This window comes from Actinomadura geliboluensis (assembly GCF_005889745.1).
Lineage (GTDB): Bacteria > Actinomycetota > Actinomycetes > Streptosporangiales > Streptosporangiaceae > Spirillospora > Spirillospora geliboluensis.
The window spans coordinates 1-4,136 of record NZ_VCKZ01000592.1; the positions used below are offsets into that span (position 1 = coordinate 1).

Annotated in this window: 3 protein-coding genes; 2 read left to right on the forward strand and 1 reads right to left on the reverse strand. The window is 75.4% G+C overall.

Features of this window, described 5'->3' with window-relative positions; all coding sequences use genetic code 11:
- Positions 1-19: 19 nt before the first annotated feature.
- Both ETD96_RS41970 and ETD96_RS41975 read left to right on the forward strand, forming a co-directional pair.
- The gene (locus tag ETD96_RS41970; protein WP_138642049.1) at positions 20-1,345 is read left to right on the forward strand and encodes an MFS transporter; all 1,326 of its coding nucleotides are present in this window, start codon (positions 20-22) and stop codon (positions 1,343-1,345) included.
- Positions 1,335-2,759: a pyridoxal phosphate-dependent decarboxylase family protein gene (locus tag ETD96_RS41975; RefSeq protein ID WP_138642048.1), complete on the forward strand. Its 1,425-nt coding sequence runs from the start codon at positions 1,335-1,337 to the stop codon at positions 2,757-2,759. The genes ETD96_RS41970 and ETD96_RS41975 overlap by 11 nt, the downstream gene beginning before the upstream one ends.
- Here the strand turns inward: ETD96_RS41975 and ETD96_RS41980 are convergent.
- Positions 2,756-4,136, reverse strand: a 1,381-nt coding sequence (locus ETD96_RS41980) for a D-alanyl-D-alanine carboxypeptidase family protein (RefSeq protein ID WP_338072667.1), incomplete at its 5' end; no start/stop codon positions are given. The two genes, ETD96_RS41975 and ETD96_RS41980, sit on opposite strands and share 4 nt — an antisense overlap.

Here is a 4,136-nt window from a genome sequence, read left to right on the forward strand (position 1 = left end):
CGGCGACCCCTCGGCAACGCTGTCCCGGCGTCGGCTGCTCGGCTACGGCGTCGGCTCGGTCGGCACCGGCGTGTTCTCCGCCGTCCCCGGGCTGCTGCTCCTGTACTACCTCACCGACGTCCTCGGCGTGTCCGCCGCGATCGCCGGGGCCGTGCTGGTCGTCCCCAAGGCGTGGGACGTGCTGCTCAACCCGGTCATCGGCGCCGCGAGCGACCGCGAGGCCGTCCGCACCGGCCGCCGCACCCGGCTGCTGCTGCTCGGCGCCGTCACCCTGCCGCTCCTGTTCGCCGCCATGTTCGCCGTGCCGGGCGACTCCCCGGGGCTCGCCGCCGCCTGGGCCGGGGTCGCGTTCCTGCTGGCCGCGACCGCGTTCGCCTGCTTCCAGGTCCCGTACGTGGCGCTGCCCGCCGAGATCTCCGCCGACCCGTCCGAGCGGGGCCGCGCGATGGCGTGGCGGGTCGTCTGCCTGACGCTCGGCATCCTCGTCGCGGGCGGCCTCGCCCCCGCCCTCACCGACGCCGCCGGCGGCGGGCGCGCCGGATACGCGCTGATGGGCGCCGTCGTCGGCCTCGCCATGGGCGCCGCGATGATCGCGAGCACGCTGGCGAACCGGTGGATCCCGTCCCGGCCCGGGCCGCGCCCCCTCGGGCTGGCCGCCGCGCTGCGCACCGCGCGCGGCAACCGGCCGTTCTTCCTGCTGCTCAGCGCGTCCGTCGCGCAGATCCTCGCCGTCGGGATCATGCTGGCGGGCGCCCCGTACATCGCGACCTACCGGCTGGACGACTACGGGCTGACGTCCGCGATGTTCGTCTGCATGGTCGGGCCCAGCGCGTTCGCGGTGCCGCTGTGGCGGTGGCTGTCCCGCAAGTACGGCGTCGTCGAGTGCTACATCGCGGGCGTGCTGCTGTTCGCGGCGACGGCCGCCGCGATGTACCCGGTCCTCGGCTCCACCGCGGGCGTGCTCGCCTTCGCCTGCCTGGTCGGCGTCTGCTACGCGGCCATGCAGCTGCTGTCGCTGGTGCTGCTGCCGGAGACCGTCCACGCCGACACCGGACGCACCGGGCACGCCCAGTCCGGCGCGTTCACCGGCCTCTACACGGCGGCGGAGACCGGCGCGCTCGCCCTCGGGCCCGGCGTCTTCGCGCTGATCCTCGCCGCGACGTCGTTCCGCTCCGCCGACCTCGACACGCCGGTCGTCCAGCCGGACTCGGCCCTCACCGGGCTGAGCGCCGGGTTCTCCCTCGTCCCCGCCCTGCTCCTGCTGATCAGCGTTCCGCCCCTGCTCGCGTTCCGGCGGGCGACCGGGCGCCGACCCGTAGAGGAAACACCCGAACATGCCGTCTGAGCACCTCCCCGAGGCGGGCCGCCCCGCCGCCGACCTGCTCGCCGAACTCGCCCGGCTGCGGGACGCGGACCTGCCCGTCCGCGGCGGCAAGGTCACCGCCTACGTCTACGACACCGGCCGCGAGCCCGTGCACGACCTCGCCGCCACCGCCTACCAGGAGATGCTGGAGGTCAACTGCCTCGACCCGACGGCGTTCCCCAGCATCGTCGCGCTGGAGCGGCAGGTCGTCGGGTTCGTCGCGGCCAAGCTCGGCGGCGGCTCCGGGATCTTCACCAGCGGCGGCACCGAGTCGATCATGCTGGCGGTGAAGGCGGCGCGGGACGCGCACCCGGTCGAGGGACGGCCGCAGATCGTCCTGCCGACGACCGCGCACCCCGCGTTCCACAAGGCCGCGCACTACCTCGGCATGGAGGTCGTGCACGTACCGGTGGACGCCGAGTACCGGGCCGACCCGGCCGCGACCGCCGCCGCGCTGACGCCCCGCACCGCGCTCGTCGTCGCGTCGGCGCCGTCCTACCCGCACGGCACCATGGACCCCGTCCCGGAGATCGCGGCGATCGCCGCGCGGGCCGGCGTCCCCTGCCATGTGGACGCGTGCGTCGGCGGCTGGGTGCTGCCCTGGCTGCGGGACGCGGGCCGCGACGTCCCGCCCTTCGACCTGTCCGTGCCCGGCGTGACGTCCCTCTCCTGCGACCTGCACAAATACGGGTACACGCCGAAGGGCGCCTCGGTCGTCCTGTTCGCGGACGAGTCGCACCGCCGGGCCGCCTACTTCGCGTCCGCCGAATGGCCCGGATACACCGTCATCAACGCGACCGTCCAGAGCAGCAAGAGCGCCGGTCCGCTCGGCGCCGCCTGGGCCACCCTCAACGCGGTCGGCGCGCAGGGCTACCGCGACCTCGCCGAGAACGCCATGAAGTCCGCGGAACGCCTCAGCGCCGGCGTCGCCGGCATCCCGGGGCTGCGCGTCCTCGGCGACCCGGTCGCGCCGCTCGTCGCGGTCGCCTCGACCGACCCCGGCCTGGACGTCTTCGTCATCGCCGACGAGGCCCGCCGGCGCGGCTGGTTCTTCCAGCCGCAGCTCTCCTACCAGGGCATCCCGCCGAACCTGCACTTCACGGTCACCGGCGTCAGCGACGTCGACGCGCTCCTCGGCGCGCTCACCGCCGCCACCGGCGCCGCCCGCGCCGCCGGACCGCCGGACGTCCCGGCCGAACTGGTCGACGCCCTCGCCGGGCTCGACCTCGACAGCCTCGACGACGCCGGCTTCGCCGGGCTCCTCGCCTCCGTCGGCGTCGACCTCGCGGGCGGCGGCGACCCCGAGATGGCCGTGGTCAACGCCATCCTGGACGCCCTGCCGCCCGAGACCCGCGAAGCCCTGCTGATCCGCTTCCTGTCGGCCCTGTACGCCTAGCCGAGCCTGGTCAGGCGCTTCAGATAGGACGGCTCGTCCAGCGCGTGGCCGAGCCGCAGCGGAACCGTTCCCGCCCCGGCGGTCACGGTGCCGACCTGCTCGCCCGCGGCGCCCCGGTGCGGCGGCTCGCCCTCCACGCCGACCCGCACGGTCAGCCCGGGCCAGCCGACCACCGTGACCGGCGCCGCGGCGCGCAGCGGCGTCGTCCCGCCGAGCCCGTCGTCGACCAGCGCGACCCGCGCGCCCTTCTGCGCCAGCGTCACCGCGGTCAGCGCGCCCTCGGCCGCGGCGACGAGCCGTCCCGCCGCGTTGACCGCGCCCGCCGCGCTCGGCGACCGCTGCCCCATCACCGCGCCGACGATCAGCGTCTCCACACCCTGGACGGTCTTGCGCGCGACGAACACGAAGTTCCCGCCCGCGGCGTCGGTGTAGCCGGTCTTGCCGCCGACGACGCCGTACTGCCCGAGCAGGAAGTTGCCGCCCTCCCGCGCCAGGCCGGCGCCGTCCGGCACGTACGACCGGTTGTTCACGATCTCCGCGAACTCCGGCAGGCCCATCGCCGCCTTCAGCAGCTTGACCTGGTCCGCGGCCGTGCTGACGGTGCCGGAGTCGTAGCCGCTCGGGTCGGTGTAGCGCGTCGCGGTCATGCCGAGCTCCGCCGCCGCCGCGTTCATCTTCGCCACGAACGCCTGCTCGCTGCCGGAGTCCCAGCGCGCCAGTTCGTGCGCGACGTCGTTCGCCGAGATGATCAGCAGCGCCTCCAGGGCCTTGCGCTGCGTCAGCTTCTGGTACGCGGTGACGCCGAGCAGCGACTCCTCCCGCTTGCGGCGCATCGGGATCTGCGCCGCCGCCTCCGGCGACACCGTCAGCACCGGCCCCGGCTCACCCGGCTTCAGCGGATGGTCGCGCAGGTACACGTACGCCGTCATCACCTTCGCGACGCTCGCCGTCGGCGTCGGCGCGGACCCGCCCGACGCCCCCATCGACCCGAGGCCGTCCACGTACACGGCTGACTGCCCCGCCGAGGGCCACGGCAGCCGCGGCGCCTGCCCCGGGAACGCGTGGCTGGACGCGATGGCCAGCTCGATCGTCGGCTCCGGCACCGGCCGCACCAGCTGCCCGGTGACGCCCCCGGCGACCAGCACGATCGCCGCGACGAGCACGATGAGCCAGCGCCGCCCCCGCCGCTTCTTCTCCGGCTCCTCCGGCGGACTCCCGTCCCACGGCTCGCCCCACTGCCCCGACGACCGCGCCGCCGGATACTCCCCGGACTCCCGCACCGGCAGCCGCTCGGCCCGCGTGACCGAAGCCTCCTGCGCCCACTGCTGCTCGCCCAGCGCACCGGGCCGCTCCCGCACCCCGTGCGCCGACCAGCCG